The sequence below is a fragment of the Roseicyclus sp. genome (genome assembly GCF_018402035.1).
GTDB lineage: Bacteria > Pseudomonadota > Alphaproteobacteria > Rhodobacterales > Rhodobacteraceae > Roseicyclus.
In genome coordinates this window covers 1-17,007 of sequence record NZ_JAGYJN010000010.1, presented here as the reverse complement: position 1 = coordinate 17,007, position 17,007 = coordinate 1, and the positions used below count along the sequence as shown (strand labels likewise).

Genomic DNA, 17,007 nt, shown 5'->3' with positions numbered 1-17,007 from the left:
TGGAACCAAAATTGACTTTAACATCGTGCTCTTTCCCGTGTCTTATTCGCAGCCACATCGTGGCGTATTCTTACGGGGTGAACCTTTGAGCGGGCCCATCCGAAAGGTGGTACGCAATAAAGTTACGCGCAGGAATGTTTCGTCAAGTGGTAAAATGCGTAATAAATTTAATATGACGATTTTGTGATGTTTTTTAAGCTCTTGTAAAATAATAAAATTTTTGTATCCTAAGGTATACTGCAAAATCAGAGTACTTGGCGAATTTGAGCCGTCCAAATGTGGCTTTTGATTTCGCCTTGTCAGAGGATTCGCGTGATGCATCGCATTGCTCCGCGATCCGCAAAACGCGAAGCTGCCGCCGCTGGGCTGGGGTGGCGGCAGAGCGCGCCCAGTTCGGTCCATCTGGATCGACAGATTGTCTGTTGGGGCGGTGTCATCGACCGTGAGCCGTTCAACCGGGCGGGCAAAAAGGCACGCTGGCCCCTGACGGTTTATCCTCCCCAATCTAGGTTCCGCGGCCAAGATCAGGGTGTATCCGGCGATTAGCTCAAACCCGCGGCCTTCAAAGATCACCATGCGCGCTTGGCGGCGGCGGTTGCCAGATAATACGAACAGATGCGCCATGCAGCATTGGCTGCCTTTCCTGATGCTGCTTTTTGCGCCGGTCACGATCAACCCTAGGCACAAACAAACCGATCCAAAGCAGATAGAAGAGCAACTCGGCCACTTGCACAGGCATTGTATTACTCTGTGCCGGCTGGGCCATGGCGGATTGGTCGACCGCCTGCGCCAATACGGCAAGGATCATGTTCTCGACTGACGCGTCGTCCTTCTTGTCCGAGGCGACACCATATCGTGCACCGTGCCAGATTGCAGATGCGGGGCGTCGGGCGACAAGGTTGTGGCGGTGATCTCGGCCAACTGATCAAACAGGCTCAGCCGGTAAACAAGCTTGGCTGCCACTGGCGCATCCATGGGCAGGACGATGGCAATGTGTTGATCGTGTGCGCCAAGGGTCAAAACTGGCCGGCCGTCCGGATCGTGGGATAATTGCAGGGGGAACCTGTCCAACGTCGCCATGACGGGCGTCTGTGTCGGGTCATAGATCAGCGTATAAACACCTTGTTTCAGCAGATCTGCCGCTTGGGTATCAGGTGGCGGGACCATGTCATCAGGGTTGCCATTGGGGCCGATCATCGCCGCAAGCAGATCCGGCCTCTCCTCGACATCCTGTTAAACGAACCCGCGTTGAACGTCAGCAAACCATCTTCGCCGACGTCAATCCCGATGTCGGCAGGCAAAACAGGATTTGACGCAAAGCCATAGACCGGACGGGTTGTGATCTTGCGCAGCCGGTCCAGCAGAGCTTGCGCCAGTATCCGGTCTTGCGGGCTGATATCTGTGCTGCTGCCGGCGCCTCGTTTTGCGATGCCTGCAAGAAAAGTCTGTATCGCATTCACTTCACGGACTGGCGACGCCACCCTTAGCTGCAAAGCGGCAATCGTCTCTTTGGGTGCAGATATGCGTGATTTTGTGGTGTCAGAACGATGCGAGGCTCCACCGCCACGCCATCCGTGGCCGGAATTTCGTCAACCGACACCACAAGCGGCTGGCCTTGGGGCGGCAAAGCTGCTTGCAGGACGCGTAAAATTGTCGCGACCGACGCCAGTTGCAGGCATGCGCCGTGCCGGAAGGCTTTGAGAACAAGTGCTAGACCCTGCCTTGTCTGCAACAGCCAAGCCTTCAGGCCGGGTAGGCCATTCAGGCTTTGGACAAGGGATTTCAAACTGTCGCTTGCCAGCGCCAATCGCAACTGTGTGATCTGGTGGTGCCGGTGGACAGTTTGACGGGGCCAGCAGGCGGCAGCAAGATCGTCCCCTGTTGCGCATATTGGGCAAATCTCACAACGATGATCTGGGACGCCTTGTGGCCGCGTAACTGGATCGGATGACAATGCAGCCCGGCTGATCCTGTCCGGCGCGCCACTTGCGAGCGGTTGCGCGATCTTGGTGTTTTCTTTGGCTCCGGTCAGCGTTTCAAGCGATAACCTGAGGCTGCTAAAGGCCTGATAGATTTGCGCCTGATCGAGATTGCCGTTTGAACGCTTGCCGTCGCACGATCTGTTTGCGGCATCTTTGGCGCAGTGCAGAGGCCACCCAGCGCGGCGTAGCAAGCGGATGTCATACGCCGATCGGACAGGGCGCCGTCGGTCAAGTGATGGGCTTTGATGTCAACCATTTGAAAGCTCCCAACCTTGCTACAGTAACGGCTTTCTCAGCGGTGATAATTTATCGTTCGCCCCGACCGGACCAGAGGTCGGCAGCAGTATTCATGTCTGCGTTAGCCCCAATCGCCCATCGACATGCTATGCGAACCACAGCTTCGTCTTGTGAAAACCGCGCGGTTTGCACCGCGCGGTCCTGATCGGGTCAATTGGCGTTTTCAACCAACCAATTGCGCATCTCTTCCATCTCGGCCACCTGTGCCGCGATGATCGTATTCGCAAGAGCAAGCATCTGCGGATCTTCGCCATGTGCGATCAGTACCTGCGCCATGTCGATGGCACCCTGATGGTGGGCAATCATCCCGCAGGCAAAGGCCACATCGGCGTTTTCGTTCATCATGCCGTCCTGCATGGCGGGCATGCTGATCATCATGCGGCGCATGTTGTCCTGCACATGTTCAGGCATGGATTCAAGATCGACATCTCCCATGTCCATCATCCCCATCATGCCGACCCCATGCCGCCGGACTGGTCGCCATGCATGGCACCATGGCCCATGGCGCTATGGTCCATCGCACCATCGCGGGAACGACATTGCATTGGTCGGGAAGCTGGAACACAGGTTCCTGCGCATGCGCCGCGACTGCGAAAGTGGTTGCAACAACTGCAGTCGCAAAAAGTGTTTTAGCGGTGTTCATCTGTTTTCTCCTGATTTTTCTGAATGTCTTGCGTGGTCAAACGAACAACCGTCGGGGTGGCGGAACGATAATTGCCGGATGACGTCCGACCTGACAGTAACGTGGGACGCGACCGGATCGTTCACATGCGATACCATGGCATGACAGCGCGGCTGGTGTCAGGGCCGGATGGCACAGGCCCATCATCGCACAAAACGCAGAACCCGCGCAATCGGCAGGCAAATGGTGGCCATCTGCGGCCACAGGCTCATGATGCATCGCATGGGATGCATGTAAAGCCCGATCATGGCTTGGTGCCACTGCGGCATCGCCCGGCAGCCCGAAAATAGCGCGATCAGCACAAGGACCGGCAACAGCGCCAATCGCAAGCCACGGCCTGTCGGGGCGATGCGGGTCACGCAATCCGCCGTGGCGGGAAACCGGCCTGCGACAGCGCCTGTTCGATCGCAATGCCGTCAGCTGTCGATGTCACCGCGACGCGCTTTGTCGGTAGGTCGATGACGACATCTGCGGGGTCCAGTGTGTGGATCGTGGCGGGATGGATCTGGCGCATCCACCGCACCCCATCTTGTCGATCTGAAACTGCATGGTTCCTCCAACCCGATTGATACCTTGATTGTCGACATGGGTATTCCAGTCGCTGGAAGGTCAAGGACCAACATGAACATATTTCTTGATCTGCTTTTCAGCCCCTTCTGTGGTTGAAAGCACCCTGTGTTTGCCGCAATGTCATGACAGTCAGACTGGGCGTTTCCGGCACGCACCCACCTCGTTGCTCACGGGTAAAGCCGAAATAATCCGATCTTTGAAATCAGAATGTCGAAAGATAGAAATATCATACTTCTGGATTGATGCTGTATCTGTTGGCGGCATGGTAAAATGCGGTGTCTTGCCCTTCGATGGAAGGGACTGATCAACAGATAAGCTGATCTGACCATGTCGCTTATCAACATCAATACCCCGGCAGCCAAACTGAAAAAGACCCACAGGTTTGCGCGGTATCTTCTATGATATCCGGTCCTGGGTGGATGGTGAGGTCGTGAGCCGCAATCAGCCGCTGAAGATCAGCTTTTATTCGACACTGCGACTGCGAGCTTCGATCTAATCGCGCCAGAGCTGATCGAAGACACTGCGATCTATATCGTTGATCAAACGGGCGGCACTTTATACCCAAAGGTTAGCAATGTGGCCGTGACGGCAAAATCCATCGAAACTTTCGCCAGCCTCGAAGACGCAGCCGAGGCCGCGATGGACACGCTGCACGAAAGCGTCGCTCTTGTGCTGAATATTGACCTGATCGTGGACATGAATGATGCTGTTGAACAGTTGATCGCCGTCAAGCTGGCTTTGCCCGACGTGCCGGTGATTATCTGCAGCAGCACATTCTCGAAAACAATTTCGCTCCAAAGACGTGCGATCGCTGATGCATCCTCGCCTGCCGTGTACCGATGTGTCACTTGCACTGGCCATTGAAAGCGGCATCTTGAATAACAAAGACAGGCGTAGCTAGGGCAATCCCCGCAGACGCCACGTTTTATCCAGCGCGTTCAGTGAAAGATCACGATCTTTTGGTCAGGCGGTACGGGCGGCCAAGGCGCTGGCTATACTGGCGCGGTCAGACTTGACCGTTTCGAGCAAGCTCCACAGTTTTGCCTGTCGCGCGCATTTGCGGCTTGCTCGGCGGCGGAGAGCGTTTTGGACAATCCTGAAAACCCCAAACCGCGGTCGATCCGACCACACGATGGATCGCGCGCAGCCTGATCATCTGCGTCGGGATGCGCATCCAGCGCATCCAACAATTCGGCAACTTCTGTCAGCCCAGCCTTCATCAGCCTGATCGCATTGTCGTCACCCAACGTTTCCGACAATGCGGCGACAGCGCGCTGCAACTGGTGCGTTCGGGGTCGCCCGCGACGGGCGCGGGTGCGGGCGCAGTTTCTTGTGGCAAGTACCCATCCAGAACCGCCGCAATCTCGGCTTGCGTCGTTGGTTTGGTCAATACGCCGTCAATGCCCGCATTCCGCACGTCGTCGCTGTATTGTATATCGGTATAGGCTGTCACCGCGACAATCATCGCATCGCAAGACGGGCCACCCGCGCGGATGATGCGGGATGCTAATATAGCCGTCCATTACTGGCATGTTCACATCCATCAAAATGACATCATAGGCCCGCATTGCGGCAAGACCGACAGCGATGCTGCCATCCTTTGCTTCATCGACACTATGCCCAAGCTGACGGACCACCGCCGCAAGAAGCGCAAGGTTGATTGCATTGTCATCAACCACCAAAATGTTGCGCGGCCCGACCAAGGTTTTCTCATGCCGGTTTTGCGCTGCAGGCTGCGACAGCGTCTGCGCAGAGGCACTGTCGGTGGCAGTCGACAGATCAATACTGAAACTGAAGGTGCTTCCTTCACCGGGCTGCTTGTCAGACCCAAGGTGCCGTTCATCTGCTTGATGGCAGCATTTGCAATCACCAAGCCAAGCCCGGCACCTCGCGCGGGTGCGCACGATCACCATTTAACATTTTGAACTCTTCAAACAAACTCTCTTGTTTTTAGCGCAATTCCGACGCCAGTGTCTACCACTGCCACGTCGAGCGTGAACTTTCTACGCTGGGCTCACGGAAAGATAGCGCAACGGTAACGCGCCCGTTCGCCGTGAATTTGACCGCATTTCCGACAAGATTGTAGATAGCGCGCACAAAGGCGGGCGGCGTGCCGACAAAGGACGGTAGCGGCGTGTCGCCCTGTTCTACGCGCAGGGCAAGCTGCGTATTCTGCCCAGCAGCCAGCGGGGTCAATTCGTTCAGAATCGCGGCAACGATCGCAGGAGGATCAAACAGCACCTCTTGCTGCTGCTGCCCATTCAACCGCGTCATATCCAGCACATCATTGATCTGTTGCAAGGCACGCAGGCTACAGTCACGCGCTGTCTGCACCAAGTTGCGGCCGACCTGGTCCATTCCTGTCTGGTCCAGCAAATCGCGCCGCGATCATGCCCTGCAGCGGCGTGCGCATGTCATGGCTCATCATCCCCAGAAAGGCAGTCTTGGCTGCAGCGTTCCTTTCTGCGCCCAAGCGTTCAATGCGCAGCTGGTCTTCGGCGGCGGCGGCGGCGGTCATATCGCGGATGAACACGATCATGATCGGGCGGCCATCAAGGTCGATATCGGCTGTCACGGATAGGTCTGCGGGGAATGACGGCCCGTTCGGTCGGCGTGCCGTGACACGCGTAACGCCCATCGCGATCAGCGGCGGTAGCACAGCGGCATCCTCTGGTTGCGCATTGCTGGCTGCACGTCTTGCATGTCGATCAGCGCGCCGATGTGATGACTCCGGCCAGATCGTCACCCGGCACGCCAAAACGCGAGTCACCGTCTGGTTGGTCAGCACAATCCTGCCGTCTGCATCGACAACGATGATCGCGTCCACGGCAGAATCGTATGCCTTGCCCAAGATGCCTGACAGGTGCTGCGCCCGACCTTCGACGCGATGCCACAGGGACAGGCCAGCCACCAACAACAACATTGCCACGGTATCGCCACGATACTGTGTATCCAAAGTTGTCGCAAAATGACCGCTCAGCCTGCTGCGCGATCTCAACTGTACGGACAGCATACAAGACAGCCGCAGCCGTGATGTCTTGCACGATCGGTGCAGCCGCGTGCAGGCGTGTCGTCACGACACGAATCGTACGCGCATCCGTTGTATCGATCGCATCAATCCGATCCGCGAGCGCGTTACGGACCGCATAATCGCCACAAGTTTTTCGCCAATACCGAGAGCAAGATCAGGATCAGACAACAAGACCTTGCCGCTTCAACGCGTTGTGAAAATCCGTCGAACAAAAGGTTCAACCGGGCCAAACCGTTTTGCGAATCCAGTTCTGGATCTGAACGGGACAGCAAAAGACCATCCGCCGCCAGCACCAGTGCGCCATGGATCACGTCAAGATCGACGAGCTGCGCGCGCGCAGCTTCGGCCGCAGTCTCACGCATTGTCTTTTGCCGTTGCTGCAGCGATGCGGCATTAAATAGTATCAATATGCAAGTCAGAAGAAGGAAAAGGACAATCGACCGACGAAAAAACGACGTGATTTCAATGGCGCAAGAAAATGGATGTAGCGGACGCCATGACACCCCTTCAGTCCGCGAGAACCTCGGCCTGAGTACGTTAAGAAACAGTTGAAGGTAAAAACTTTCGATCCCACAGCAGACGAGGCTATCGGACCGAGGCTTTACAAATACCATACTTTTTGTTCCGGATACAAAATGCATCACCGGCGATGCGGATATCGCGACCGACGCGCACCAAATGCAAGCGTCCGCGCAATAGCGCGACTGCAGGGACCGCGCGTAATGTTGGGAAATCGGCGCCTGCGGTGGTCTGGGCCATCATCTTATGCAACGGGTCGGGCTGCATATTCATGCGTGTTCGAGGCACATCAACATCTATCCACCCTGCGCCGCGAGATTTGATAGCATCGGACCAAGCACTAGTCTCCAACACGCTCTCGGTAACATCGGCGCGCATGTTGCTTGAGTCTTGAAAGCTTTGCCGCAACCAACCAGTTTCCCCAACAGACGGATAACAGCGCCCAAAGCAATATAAAGCTAACTTTAGATATAAAGTTATCTTAAGTTGTTGTGTTACTTTTCCTTTTACTAGTTTAAGAACTTTACACGGGAACTGGCGTAAGCAACTTATACAAAATCACTTTATAAGGTATTAAATATCTCGATGCACGCACCAGATGTGCGGAAATGTAAGGAGGCGTTAGTGACACAAAACGTTTTCTCGTCGGTCAGCAGCCATGACCCGGATACTTGTCGCTGATGACCACCGATTGATCGTGGATCCGTCTCGCTTTCGCTGTCGATGAGCGAGGGGTTTCGATGTCGAAATCTCGGATAGCCTGTCCTCGACCTTGGAAAAATCATCTCAGAACCACCCTATGCCATTGTCATGCTGGATCTGCGCATGCCTGGTATGGACGGGATCAACAGCATCAAAAAGGTGGTCGATGCCGCTGGCGACGCGAATGTTGTGCTGTTTTCGGCCAATGCTGACACGCATACCGTGGCACGCGCGATCGAGGTCGGTGTGCGGGTCTTGTGCCGAAAACCCTGCCGCTGCAGTCCTTGGGCAGTGTTCTGCGGCTTATCCAGTCCGGACAGATGTTCATACCAGCCGAAAACCGCATACCCCCGGTGATTCCCGCGGACAATCGGTTCTGAGCGAAAGCGAATTGGCGGTCCTGCAGATGGCAGCATCGGGCATGACGAACAAGCATATCGCCAATAACCTTGATATGAACGAAGCGCGGATCAAGATGCATATGCGCACGATCTGCCGCAAGCTTGAGCACGCAATCGTGCGCATGCGGCCATGATTGGCCGCGACATGGGAATCGTTGACCACTGACAAATGCTGAGATGGCGGCTTGGTGGGCAAGTGCATATCTTTCGCGTGACGCAAAAGTTCATGCAAATAACATGCCGACCGAGCAAATCGGTTCATGATTGAGCGTGGGACCATAGCGATGGTGGGGCATTTTCTGCCCCGTCGTGATCAGCAGCAGCCAAAGATGCGGCGCGTGGTGCAAAGCGGTAAAGTGACAGCTGTAGCTAGCTTGGCCATGACAGTGTGAAACGAGAAGGCACTGTCAGACTATAGATCAGGTTTGTCGCGCCGGTGCCGACTGCAAACACCTGCAGGGCATGGGGCGGTTCAATGACGCGCAAGGCGTCGATTTTGCCTGACTAGCTTCGTCTTAGGTGCTGCAAAGCAAGAGGCGCCCCAAAGTCAGACCGGCTCATGTCAGCCCCGGGCCCGCACGCCGTCAACAATGTACCCAGTCGTCGTCGACCGCGCGGTACAACCGAGGCAATATGTCAGTCGCGTGCCACAGGCCAGCGCCAGAACAGGTGGGTGCTGTGCATTTGTTCATGACCGACAGCCCCTTGCCGGTCGCTGACGGCTTCCGAACAAGACGTCACCACGCAATAATTTAAGGATGTGACAGATGAGCATATTTTTGGTGCCTGTTCACGAGGCACCATTGCAGATTTGTAGGCATCTACTGGTCCGATGTCGCGGCCTGCCGTGGCGGCACCTGCCCCATGCTCTGCCAATCCGGTTATTACATCCGAAGGTTGCGCGTCCTGCCGTCAGACGCCGGACGCAACAATCTGCGGCAGGTGCCGACAGCCCTTTCGAACAAAGGCAACAGGGAGATTTCCGTGACACTCAAAACTCTACTCAAGGCCAGCAGCGCCATTGTCCTGCTGTCGGCCATCGCCGCAAACGCGCAGGCGACCCACCCCAAACCGGCGAGGCGCTGGCAGAGGTGCAGACCTTTACCTACCGCGTGCTGGATGAACATTCCTCTGTTGATCCGCAGGTGGTCGAGGATGTGACTGGTGCCGAGGTCGTGCGCGACCTGTTCGAAGGTCTGATGAATCAGGATGCCACCGGCGAACTGGTCCCCGGTGTGGCGACAGGGTTCGATGTGTCCGAGGACGGGCTGACCTATACATTCACCCTGCGCGACAATGCCCGTTGGTCAAACGGTGATCCGGTGCTGGCCAGCGATTTTGTTTACGCATGGAAACGCGCCGTTGATCCGGCGCTGGCGTCCGAATACGCGTGGTTCATGGAACTGATGTCGATCGAAAACGCCGCCGCCATTATCGCGGGCGAGATGGACAAGGACGCACTGGCGTCACAGCCCCCGATGACAGCACCTTTGTTGTGACCTGTCACAGCCCCTGCCCTATTTCGCGCAGATGACGACGCATTCTACGACTTTCCCCGTGCATCCGGCCACGGTCGAGGCGCATGGCGACACCTGACCCGCCCCGAAAACATCGTGTCCAACGGCGCCTATGTGCTGCGTGAACATGTCCCGCAGGAACGTCTGGTCCGCGTGCGCAACGAAATGTACTGGGACAACGAAAACACGATCATAGACGAAGTCACATCCTTGGTGATCAATGACGTCAATCAGGGCCTGACCCGCTATCTGGCAGGCGAGCTTGACCGGACCGAGGTGCCCCGGGCCAGTTCCAGCGTCTGTCTGCGAATATCCCGATCAGGCGATCAGCATTCCGCGCCTGTGTCTCTACTACAACTTCAACCTGTCGAGGCGGGCCAGAGGCGTTGCAGGACGTCCGCGTCCGTCAGGCGATGAACCTGGCCGTGAACCGCGATGTGATCGTGAACAACGTTCTGGGCGCAGGCCAAACGGCAGCCTATAACTTTACCCCGGTGCGTACGTTGGTTTCAACCTGCCAGATCTGCCGATTGCCGACATGACGCAAGAAGACCGCAACGCGATGGCGGTCGCGCTGATAACCGAAGCCGTTACGGCATCGGTGGTGAGCCGCTGAGCATCGAACTGCTGTACAACACGGACGAGGCGCAACGGAACATCGCCGTGGCCCTTGGCCAAGATGTGGCAGCAGACGCTGGGGATCCAGACCACGCTGGCCAATCAGGAATGGCAGACCTTTTGCAGACCCGCGGCAACCAGAACTTTGAAATGGCCCGTGGCGCATGGTGTGGTGATTACAACGAGGCATCGACCTTTCTTGATCTGGTGACCACCAATTCGGGCTATAACGATGCGAATATCTGAATGCAGAGGTCGATCAGCTGATGGCAGAGGCCAAGACAGCCGCAGACCCGCAGCCGAACTATACCCGCGTCGAGCAGATCATCGCCGAAGAGGTGCCGATCATCCCGATCTACCATTATGCTGACGGGTACATGTTCAACCCTGAACTGAAGGGCTGGCCTGTCGATAACGTCGAACAAAACTGGTATAGCCGCGAACTTTATAAGGTCGCTGGCGAATAGATTGACAGTTTGAAATCCGACCTGCGCCTTCCTGACGGGGGCGCAGGTTGTCGTTTGTCGCAGCGGAGACTGCCATGTTCAATTTCGTGCTCAAGCGCTTGGCGATTGCGGTCCCGACGATCCTGATCCTGATCGTTTTGTCCTTCATGCTGATGTTCGCGGCCCCGGAGGGTCGTTCAACAGCGAACGCCCGCTGCCGCCGCAAGTGCTGGCCAATCTCGAGGCGCGTTACGGGCTGGACCAGCCTTACTGGAAACAGATGTATGATTACGTCGTGAACGTGGTCACGCGGTTCGATTTCGGCCCGTCGTTTCAATACCGCGACCGGACGGTGACAGATGTCATCATGCAGGGGTTTCCCGTCACGCTGACCTATGGGTTCTGGTCCTTCGTCGTCGCGGTGATCGTCGGTGTGTCGCTGGGCGTGGTTGCCGCGATCAAACACAACACATGGCTGGATTACCTTGCCGTCGGCATTTCGGTCGGCGCAGGTGCTCCACTTCGTCATGGCGCTCTATTCTGGTGCTGGTCTTTACGCTGTGGCTGGGCTGGTTGCCAGGCGGCGGCTGGCAAGGCGGGCAATGGCAATATCTGATCCTGCCAGTGATCGCGCTGTCCACCAGTTACATGGCGTCGATTGCGCGGATCACGCGATCATCCATGCTCGAAGTGCTGAACGCCGGTTTCATCCGCACGGCGCGTGCCAAGGGCCTGCCGACATGGCGGATCATTCTGGGCCATGCGCTCAAACCCGCGATGCTGCCGGTCTTGTCCTATCTGGGGCCTGCATTCGTGCTGATGATCACGGGATCGGTCGTGATCGACGTCTATTTCTCGACCGGCGGGATCGGCCAGTTTTTCGTCAATTCGGCCTTCAGCCGCGATTATGCGGTCATCATGGGGACTCACCATTCTGGTGGGCGTGCTGACCATTGTTTTCAACCTTCTGGTCGACGTGCTTTACGCATGGATCGACCCCAAGATCCGGTATTGAGGGCGCGCGATGTATCCCGGACAAGACAACCGCCGCCAGTTTGGTCGATGCCGCCCATCTGGCCGAGGTGCAAGGCCGGTCGCTGTGGAAAAGACGCGCCAGCGGTTCATGCGCAACAAGGCGGCAGTGGCCGGATTGGTCGCGCTGATCCTGATCACGCTGTTTGCCTTTTTCGGCGGGTTTCTGGCAAGGTGGAGCGCCGAGGAAATCGACTGGGCGATGATGGGCAATGTCGCGCAGGCCGGCGGGCCAAGCATCGCCAATGGTCATTATTTCGGTGACGATGAACTGGGCCGCGATCTTTATGCGCGCACCGTCAAGGCACACGCATATCGCTGCTGGTGGGTTTCGTGGGTGCCGCCATCGCGGTGATCGTTGGCACGCTTTATGGCGCGATTGCAGGCTATTTCGGCGGGCGCACTGACGGGATCATGATGCGGATCGTCGATATCCTGATGGCGATCCCGTTCATGTTCGTGCTGATCCTGATGCTGGTGATCTTTAGTGGTCGATCCTGATGCTGTTCATCGGGATCGGGCTGATTTCATGGCTGGATATGTCACGCATCGCGCGGGGCCAGACACTGACCTTGAAAAACAAGGAATTCGTCGAGGCTGCCATCGCCATCGGCGTGCGCCCGATGACGATCATCCTGCGCCATATCGTGCCGAACCTGCTGGGGCTGGTGATCGTTTACGCGACCTTGCTTGTGCCGACCATGATCATCACCGAAAGTTTCATCAGCTTTCTGGGCTGGGCGTGTAGGAACCCGCCACATCGCTGGGTGCGCTGATTTCGGCGGGTGAGGCCAGATGCAATATGGCGTGATCTGGCAACTGGTCTTTCCGCTGTTTTTCTTCATCGTGACGCTTTTTGCGTTCTTCTTCGTGGGCGACGGGCTGCGCGACGCGCTCGACCCCAGGACCGCTGACATGACCTTGCTGCAAACAAACGACCTGACCGTCACCTTCCAGACCGCCGATGGCCCCGTGAACGCGGTAAACGGCGTGAATTTCAGCATCGACAAAGGCGAAACGCTGGCCATCGTCGGCGAAAGCGGGTCGGGCAAAAGCCAGACAGCCTTTGCCATCATGGGCCTGCTTGCCCGCAACGGCCAAGCGACAGGGCAGGCTTTGTTCGACGGCCAAGACCTGCTGGCAATGCCGCAAAGGTGCTGAACAAGATCCGCGCCAATGATGTCGCGATGATCTTTCAGGACCCGATGACATCGCTGAACCCTTATATCCGCATTTCCGACCAGATGGCCGAGGTGCTGACCCTGCACAAAGGGATCAGCAAACGCGATGCCATCGCGCAATCGGTGCGGATGCTGGATGCGGTCGGCATCCCTGATGCAAAAGCGCGGATCAGCAGCTATCCGCATGAATTTTCCGGCGGCATGCGCCAGCGGATCATGATCGCCATGGCGCTTTTGTGCGAACCACGCCTATTGATCGCGGATGAACCGACCACCGCCCTTGATGTGACGGTGCAGGCGCAGATCATGCGGGTGCTGGCCGATATCCGGCGCGATTTCGGCACAGCGATGATCCTGATCACCCATGATCTGGGGATCGTGGCCGATGCCTGCGACCGCACGCTGGTGCTGTATGGCGGGCAGATCATGGAAGAAGGGCCGACCGATGATGTTTTTGCCCGTCCGTCGCATCCCTATACTGCCGGATTGCTGCGCGCGGTGCCGCGGCTTGACCGCGATGATGACGAACTGCTGACCATCGCGGGCGAACCGCCCGACATGTCGCGCCTGCCTGCGGGCTGCCCGTTCTCGCCGCGCTGTGCGGCCATGATGCCGCATTGCCTGACAGTGAAACCCAGCTTGGAAATCTTCGACGGCACCCGCCGCCGCGCCTGCCACCTGCCAATCGAAGAGGTCGCGTGATGGAACCAATTCTTTCTGTGCAGGACCTGAGCGTCACCTTCGACATCCACCTGCAAGGCGCATGGCCCTGACCAAGCCGCAGAAATTGCATGCGGTGAACGGGATCAGCTTTGATCTTGCCCCCGGTCAATGCCTTGGTGTCGTCGGCGAAAGCGGATCGGGCAAATCGACCCTTGCGCGCGCCATTGTCGGCACTGTGCCATCCAGCCATGGGCGCATCATGTTCGAAGGTCATGATCTGGCATCCATGTCCCCATCGGCGCGCCGCGTGCATCGCAAGGATGTGCAGATGATCTTTCAGGACCCGCTGGCGGCCCTGAACCCGCGCATGACGGTGGGCGATATCATCGCCGAACCGCTGATCACGCATGAACCCAAAGTCCCCCGCGCCGAGGTTCGCCGCCGCGTGCAGGCGCTGATGGAACGCGTGGGTCTGCTGCCCAATCTGGTCAACCGCTATCCGCATGAGTTTTCCGGTGGCCAGTGCCAGCGGATCGGGATCGCGCGGGCGCTGATCCTGAAACCCAAACTGCTGATCTGCGATGAACCCGTGTCTGCGCTCGATGTCGGTGCAGGCGCAGGTGGTCAACCTGCTCCGCGAATTGCAGCGCGACATGGGGCTGTCGATGATATTCATCGCGCATGACCTGAGCGTGGTGAAACATGTCTGACAAGGTGATGGTCATGTATCTGGGCCGCACGATGGAAATGGCAGACAGCAAACCGCTGACCACCGGACCGCGCCATCCCTATAGTCAGGCGCTGATCGCATCGGTCCCGATCCCTGATCCGGTGCTGGAACGCGCGCGCAAACGACCCGTGCTGGAAGGCGAATTGCCATCACCCCTGCGCCCGCCCTCGGGCTGTGTCTTCCGCACCCGCTGTCCCAAGGCGCAAGCCATCTGCACCGAGATCCGCCCGCCGATGACCGACGCCGACAACGGCCATATGGTCGCCTGCCATTTCGAGGAAAAGCAGGAGATGCTGGTTTTCGCGCGGTAACGCCCGCTAGATCGACACCCGTTGCAGGATCGCATCCCGCGTCACGGCGCTGGCGGGTTGCGATAGCACCACCTCACCGCGGTTCAGCACGCAGAACTGGTCGGCAAGGCTGTAGGCAAAGTCGAAATACTGCTCGACCAGCACGATGGCGATCTCGCCCTCGTCGCGGAGCAGTTCTATCACCTTGCCGATCTGTTTGATGATATTGGGCTGGATGCCTTCGGTCGGTTCGTCCAGCAACAACACCTTTGGCCGCGCGATCAGCGCGCGCGCGATGGCCAGCTGCTGCTGCTGGCCCCCCGACAAATCGCCCCCGCGCCGGTCGCGCATCTGGTGCAGGACGGGGAACAGGTCATAGATCCGGTCGGGGATCTTGTGGTCACTGCGTGGCAGGCAGGCGAAACCGGTTTGCAGGTTTTCCGTCACAGTCAAAAGCGCAAACACCTCGCGCCCCTGCGGGACATAGGCGATGCCCGCCTGAGCAGCCTGCGCCGCGCGCGGATGATCCAGCACCTGCCCGTCCAGCGAAATGGTTCCGCCCGAATAGGGATGCCGCCCTGCGATGGCGCGCAAAAGGCTGGTCTTGCCCACGCCATTGGTGCCCATCACGGCGGTGACCGCCCCCGCCCGCGCGTCCAGCGACACGCCCCACAGGATTTGCGAGGCACCATAATGCAGCGTCAGGTTTTCGACTTTCAGCATGGTTCAGCGCCCCAGATACACATCAATCACCTGCTGGTTCTTGGTCACATGGTCCAATGATCCTTCGGCCAGCACCGACCCTTCGTGCAGCACGGTCACACGGCAATCCAGACGGCGGATGAATTCCATGTCATGTTCGATCACCACCACCGCCCGCGTCTGTGCCGCACGTTTCAACAGGTCTGTCGTATGTTCGCGTTCCGCCGGCGTCATGCCAGCGGCGGGTTCATCGACCAGCAACAGACGCGGGTCCTGCGCCAGCAGCATCCCGATTTCCAGCCATTGTTTCTGCCCATGGCTCAGATCGCCAGCGCGGTGGTCAAGACGGTCGGCCAGTCCGACCTCCTCGGCCAGTGCGACGATCCGGGCTTTGTCGGCGGCTGTCGCTTTCCATGACAGGACGGCAAAGGGGCCGCGCTTGTTTTTCAGGGCCATCGACAGGTTGGCGCGGACGGTCTGGTCTTCGAACACAGTGGGTTTCTGGAACTTACGCCCGATCCCCGCTTTGGCGATCTGGCTTTCGGACAGTTTGACCAGATCGGTGGACAGCTCGCCCCACAGCACGCGACCCGTGTCAGGGCGCGTTTTGCCGGTGACGATATCCATGAATGTCGTCTTGCCCGCGCCATTCGGCCCGATCACGGCGCGCAATTCCGGCTCGCCTATCGCAATCGACAGGTTGTTGATCGCGCGGAACCCGTCAAAGGTGACCGACACGCCCGAGACTTCCAGCAGGGTCATGGTTTCTTCCTCACCAGATAATCAAACAATCCGCCGATGCCTTTGGGAAAGAACAGCGTGACGGCCACGAACCCAAGGCCCAGCAGCACCAGCCACCAATCGGTCCAGATGATGCGGACGGGTCCGAGTGCGATATTGGGCGCGCCGCCGCCTGTCAGCCAGCTTGACAGCAGCGACACGAAGGCCGCCCCGATCACCGCGCCATAAAGCCGCCCCCTGCCTCCGATGGCGACCCAGACCGCCAGATAGATCGAGGCGATGGGCGCGATCTGGGCGGGGTTGATGATCCCCGCCTGCGGATAATAAAGCGCGCCTGCGATCCCCGCCACGACAGCGGTGATCGTGAAAACGAACAGCTTGTAGCTTTCGACGTTATAGCCAAGGAACCGCACCCGCGCTTCGTTATCGCGGATCGCGCGGATGACAGAGCCGAACTTGCCCGACACCACCCAAGCGAACAGCAGATAGCCCAAGCCCAGCGCCAGTGCCGATGCCCAGAAGAACCAGACCGAGATCACCGCCTGCGGCACGTCGAGCGCACCGGGGATGTTCTGCAACCCCGACAGCCCGTTGTTGCCGCGCAGGCCCGTGTCGTTCTGGAACAGATAGAGCGACAGCGCCAATGTCATCGCTTGCGTCAGGATCGACAGGTACACGCCTGTCACCCGGCTGCGGAACGCCAGCCAGCCGAACACCAGCGCCAGCAGACCCGGCACCAGCACGACCAGCGCCAGCTGCGCGGGTAATGATCCGGCAAAGGTCCAGATCAGCGGCAGGTCAGAACTGCCGACAACGCCGAAAATCTGGCTGGCGACGGCTTCGGCGACTTCGGTTTCGGTCGCGGGGATCGCCCCTTGGGCCAGATTGTCACGGATCACGATT

Annotated in this window: 19 protein-coding genes and 5 pseudogenes; 9 read left to right on the top strand and 15 right to left on the bottom strand. The window is 58.1% G+C overall.

The features are described 5' to 3' along the window. Window positions 1–42: 42 nt before the first annotated feature. On the bottom strand, window positions 43–624 hold the full coding sequence (locus tag KG698_RS12835) for a hypothetical protein (RefSeq protein WP_213685980.1): 582 nt from the start codon (window positions 622–624) through the stop codon (window positions 43–45). Here KG698_RS12835 and KG698_RS12830 point away from each other — a divergent pair. Beyond that, entirely contained in the window at window positions 623–820 is a 198-nt protein-coding gene (locus KG698_RS12830) for a hypothetical protein (RefSeq protein WP_213685979.1), read from the top strand. The two genes, KG698_RS12835 and KG698_RS12830, sit on opposite strands and share 2 nt — an antisense overlap. On the opposite strand, the gene KG698_RS12825 is transcribed toward KG698_RS12830, so the two are convergent. The 6 genes from KG698_RS12825 to KG698_RS12800 all read right to left on the bottom strand — a co-directional run bounded on the left by KG698_RS12825 (window position 805) and on the right by KG698_RS12800 (window position 3,475). Further along, complete coding sequence (locus tag KG698_RS12825; protein WP_213685978.1) at window positions 805–1,197, bottom strand: hypothetical protein; 393 nt, start codon at window positions 1,195–1,197, stop codon at window positions 805–807. The two genes, KG698_RS12830 and KG698_RS12825, sit on opposite strands and share 16 nt — an antisense overlap. Then, window positions 1,194–1,460, bottom strand: coding sequence for a hypothetical protein (locus tag KG698_RS12820; RefSeq protein WP_213685977.1), 267 nt, complete (start codon window positions 1,458–1,460; stop codon window positions 1,194–1,196). The genes KG698_RS12825 and KG698_RS12820 overlap by 4 nt, the downstream gene beginning before the upstream one ends. 23 nt (window positions 1,461–1,483) lie before the next feature. Next, entirely contained in the window at window positions 1,484–2,173 is a 690-nt protein-coding gene (locus KG698_RS12815; RefSeq protein ID WP_213685976.1) for a hypothetical protein, read from the bottom strand. 256 nt (window positions 2,174–2,429) lie between these two features. Next, window positions 2,430–2,732 (bottom strand): DUF305 domain-containing protein, encoded by a 303-nt coding sequence (locus KG698_RS15615; RefSeq protein ID WP_300983922.1) that lies wholly within the window; start codon window positions 2,730–2,732, stop codon window positions 2,430–2,432. A 372-nt stretch (window positions 2,733–3,104) separates the two neighbouring features. Further along, window positions 3,105–3,320, bottom strand: coding sequence for a hypothetical protein (locus KG698_RS12805; RefSeq protein WP_213685975.1), 216 nt, complete (start codon window positions 3,318–3,320; stop codon window positions 3,105–3,107). After that, window positions 3,317–3,475 carry a copper chaperone gene (locus tag KG698_RS12800; RefSeq protein WP_300983920.1) on the bottom strand — a complete coding sequence of 53 codons (159 nt, stop codon included), beginning with the start codon at window positions 3,473–3,475 and terminating at the stop codon, window positions 3,317–3,319. Before KG698_RS12800 ends, KG698_RS12805 begins: the two co-directional genes overlap by 4 nt. A gap of 632 nt (window positions 3,476–4,107) precedes the next feature. On the opposite strand from KG698_RS12800, the gene KG698_RS12795 reads away from it, so the two are divergent. Next, window positions 4,108–4,395: a hypothetical protein gene (locus KG698_RS12795; RefSeq protein WP_213685974.1), complete on the top strand. Its 288-nt coding sequence runs from the start codon at window positions 4,108–4,110 to the stop codon at window positions 4,393–4,395. A 128-nt stretch (window positions 4,396–4,523) separates the two neighbouring features. Here KG698_RS12795 and KG698_RS12790 read toward each other — a convergent pair whose 3' ends face one another. From KG698_RS12790 to KG698_RS12770, 5 genes are all read right to left on the bottom strand, one after another. Beyond that, on the bottom strand, window positions 4,524–4,778 hold the full coding sequence (locus KG698_RS12790; protein WP_213685973.1) for a hypothetical protein: 255 nt from the start codon (window positions 4,776–4,778) through the stop codon (window positions 4,524–4,526). 150 nt (window positions 4,779–4,928) lie between these two features. After that, window positions 4,929–5,444 carry a response regulator gene (locus tag KG698_RS12785; protein ID WP_213685972.1) on the bottom strand — a complete coding sequence of 172 codons (516 nt, stop codon included), beginning with the start codon at window positions 5,442–5,444 and terminating at the stop codon, window positions 4,929–4,931. Window positions 5,445–5,505: 61 nt separating this feature from the next. Further along, on the bottom strand, window positions 5,506–5,832 hold the full coding sequence (locus tag KG698_RS12780; protein ID WP_213685971.1) for a hypothetical protein: 327 nt from the start codon (window positions 5,830–5,832) through the stop codon (window positions 5,506–5,508). Between the two features lie 16 nt (window positions 5,833–5,848). After that, window positions 5,849–6,487 (bottom strand): PAS domain-containing hybrid sensor histidine kinase/response regulator, encoded by a 639-nt coding sequence (locus KG698_RS12775; RefSeq protein ID WP_213685970.1) that lies wholly within the window; start codon window positions 6,485–6,487, stop codon window positions 5,849–5,851. Between the two features lie 179 nt (window positions 6,488–6,666). Continuing rightward, window positions 6,667–6,924 (bottom strand): hypothetical protein, encoded by a 258-nt coding sequence (locus KG698_RS12770; protein WP_213685969.1) that lies wholly within the window; start codon window positions 6,922–6,924, stop codon window positions 6,667–6,669. A 937-nt stretch (window positions 6,925–7,861) separates the two neighbouring features. Between KG698_RS12770 and KG698_RS12765 the strand changes: the two genes are divergently transcribed. The 7 genes and pseudogenes from KG698_RS12765 to KG698_RS12735 all read left to right on the top strand — a co-directional run bounded on the left by KG698_RS12765 (window position 7,862) and on the right by KG698_RS12735 (window position 14,682). Further along, window positions 7,862–8,140, top strand: coding sequence for a response regulator transcription factor (locus tag KG698_RS12765; protein ID WP_367114103.1), 279 nt, complete (start codon window positions 7,862–7,864; stop codon window positions 8,138–8,140). Beyond that, complete coding sequence (locus KG698_RS15870; protein WP_367114102.1) at window positions 8,028–8,318, top strand: helix-turn-helix transcriptional regulator; 291 nt, start codon at window positions 8,028–8,030, stop codon at window positions 8,316–8,318. Before KG698_RS12765 ends, KG698_RS15870 begins: the two co-directional genes overlap by 113 nt. Before the next feature lie 850 nt (window positions 8,319–9,168). Continuing rightward, a pseudogene (locus KG698_RS12755) lies at window positions 9,169–10,786 on the top strand (peptide ABC transporter substrate-binding protein). A 74-nt stretch (window positions 10,787–10,860) separates the two neighbouring features. Continuing rightward, window positions 10,861–11,780 (top strand): annotated as a pseudogene (gene oppB / locus KG698_RS12750) (oligopeptide ABC transporter permease OppB). 58 nt (window positions 11,781–11,838) lie between these two features. Then, window positions 11,839–12,703, top strand: a pseudogene (locus tag KG698_RS12745) (ABC transporter permease subunit); the annotation flags it as partial. A gap of 9 nt (window positions 12,704–12,712) precedes the next feature. After that, window positions 12,713–13,680, top strand: a pseudogene (locus KG698_RS12740) (oligopeptide/dipeptide ABC transporter ATP-binding protein). Continuing rightward, window positions 13,680–14,682, top strand: a pseudogene (locus KG698_RS12735) (oligopeptide/dipeptide ABC transporter ATP-binding protein). The pseudogenes KG698_RS12740 and KG698_RS12735 overlap by 1 nt, the downstream one beginning before the upstream one ends. A gap of 6 nt (window positions 14,683–14,688) precedes the next feature. Here the strand turns inward: KG698_RS12735 and urtE are convergent. The 3 genes from urtE to KG698_RS12720 form a co-directional block, all read right to left on the bottom strand. Continuing rightward, the gene (gene urtE / locus KG698_RS12730; protein WP_213685966.1) at window positions 14,689–15,384 is read right to left on the bottom strand and encodes an urea ABC transporter ATP-binding subunit UrtE; all 696 of its coding nucleotides are present in this window, start codon (window positions 15,382–15,384) and stop codon (window positions 14,689–14,691) included. A 3-nt stretch (window positions 15,385–15,387) separates the two neighbouring features. Further along, complete coding sequence (gene urtD / locus KG698_RS12725; RefSeq protein ID WP_213685965.1) at window positions 15,388–16,125, bottom strand: urea ABC transporter ATP-binding protein UrtD; 738 nt, start codon at window positions 16,123–16,125, stop codon at window positions 15,388–15,390. After that, window positions 16,122–17,007: urea ABC transporter permease subunit UrtC (locus KG698_RS12720; protein ID WP_213685964.1), on the bottom strand; the 886-nt coding region annotated here is incomplete at its 5' end. The genes urtD and KG698_RS12720, both read right to left, overlap by 4 nt.

What these genes read in the sequence shown, in the direction of transcription:
- urtE (WP_213685966.1), bottom strand. Translation starts at nt 15,384, where the DNA reads ATGCTGAAAGTCGAAAACCTGACGCTGCATTATGGTGCCTCGCAAATC.
- KG698_RS12825 (WP_213685978.1), bottom strand. Translation starts at nt 1,197, where the DNA reads ATGATCGGCCCCAATGGCAACCCTGATGACATGGTCCCGCCACCTGAT.
- urtD (WP_213685965.1), bottom strand. Translation starts at nt 16,125, where the DNA reads ATGACCCTGCTGGAAGTCTCGGGCGTGTCGGTCACCTTTGACGGGTTC.
- KG698_RS15615 (WP_300983922.1), bottom strand. Translation starts at nt 2,732, where the DNA reads ATGATGGGGATGATGGACATGGGAGATGTCGATCTTGAATCCATGCCT.
- KG698_RS12830 (WP_213685979.1), top strand. Translation starts at nt 623, where the DNA reads ATGCAGCATTGGCTGCCTTTCCTGATGCTGCTTTTTGCGCCGGTCACG.
- KG698_RS12835 (WP_213685980.1), bottom strand. Translation starts at nt 624, where the DNA reads ATGGCGCATCTGTTCGTATTATCTGGCAACCGCCGCCGCCAAGCGCGC.
- KG698_RS12770 (WP_213685969.1), bottom strand. Translation starts at nt 6,924, where the DNA reads ATGCGTGAGACTGCGGCCGAAGCTGCGCGCGCGCAGCTCGTCGATCTT.
- KG698_RS12800 (WP_300983920.1), bottom strand. Translation starts at nt 3,475, where the DNA reads ATGCGCCAGATCCATCCCGCCACGATCCACACACTGGACCCCGCAGAT.
- KG698_RS12785 (WP_213685972.1), bottom strand. Translation starts at nt 5,444, where the DNA reads ATGGTGATCGTGCGCACCCGCGCGAGGTGCCGGGCTTGGCTTGGTGAT.